This is a genomic window from Actinoplanes auranticolor (genome assembly GCF_018332655.1).
GTDB classification, from domain to species: Bacteria; Actinomycetota; Actinomycetes; order Mycobacteriales; family Micromonosporaceae; genus Actinoplanes; species Actinoplanes auranticolor.
The window spans coordinates 1-1,129 of the sequence record NZ_BOQL01000125.1 but is presented as its reverse complement, the minus strand read 5'-3'; the positions used below and the strand labels follow the sequence as shown (position 1 = coordinate 1,129).

Here is a 1,129-nt window from a genome sequence, read left to right as displayed (position 1 = left end):
CTAGGTGTGATGTCCGGACAGGTTGTTCAACCGGGTGATGGGCGGGAGTTTGCCGATGGCGGTGTGGGGCCGGTGGTGGTTGTAGTCGTGCAGAAATGCCGGTAGCGCGGCTCGGCGGGCCTTCTCCGAGGTGTAGAGCTTGGCGAAGGCCCAGCCGTCAGCCAGCGTCCGGTGGAATCGTTCGATCTTGCCGTTCGTCTGTGGCCGGTAAGGGCGAGTCTTTTTCACCGTGATGTTGAGCTCGGCGCAGGTTGAGCTCCAAAGCCGCGATTTGTAGGCCGAGCCGTTGTCCGACAGGACACGGCGGGTGGTGACGCCGCGCTGAGCGAACCAGTCGACGGCACGGCGCAGGACGGCGGTGGCAGTGATCGCGGTTTCGTCGTCGTGGATTTCGGCGTAGGCAACGCGCGAGTGGTCGTCGATCACGGTGTGCACGAACGCGGTGCCCATGACCGGTTGGTGGTGACGGTTGCGGGCGGCGCCTTGGGTGGTGTGCCGGTTCTTCTTGCCCTGAGCGCGGCCGAGGTAGCGCCAGCCGCCGCCGTCAGGCACATTGCCGAGTTTCTTGACATCAACGTGCAGCAGGTCACCAGGGGTGCGGTGTTCGTAGCGGCGGATCGGCTCCCCGGTGACTCGGTCGAGATGGGTGAGACGGTTCGCCTGCTGGCGGGTAAGCACGGCATGCACGGTGGAGGCCGCCAGGCCGAGTTCATCGGCGATCGGGACGGGACCCCAGCGTCGTTTCCGGCGTAGGTGCAGGATCTTTCGGACCAGCGGTGCCGGCGTCCGGTTCGGCTGCCGGTGTGGTCTTGAGGACCGGTCGGCCATGCCGGCCTCGCCGTGCTCACGGTAACGCTGGGCCCATTTCGCGGCCGTGCGCCAGGACACGTCGTAGCGTTCGGCCGCTCGTGCGGGTGACCAGCCCTGCTCCACGATCAGACGCGCCAGCCGCAATCGCGCCCGAACCGTCAGCGCGGCGTTAGCGTGGGACATGAAGGCCTCCAGCCAGGTCAGTGGTGTCTCGACAACCCCACTGCACCGTTGGAGGCCTTCATCTGTTCACGAGATCAACGATTGATCCTCAGATCGAGTGGTTGCACTTCCTCGACCAACGTCCCCGGACATCACA

At 65.5% G+C, this 1,129-nt stretch carries 1 protein-coding gene; it reads right to left on the bottom strand.

Annotated elements, in window-relative coordinates:
- On the bottom strand, positions 1 to 993 hold the full coding sequence (locus Aau02nite_RS45895) for an IS481 family transposase (protein WP_212995005.1): 993 nt from the start codon (positions 991 to 993) through the stop codon (positions 1 to 3).
- Between the last annotated feature and the right edge of the window lie 136 nt (positions 994 to 1,129).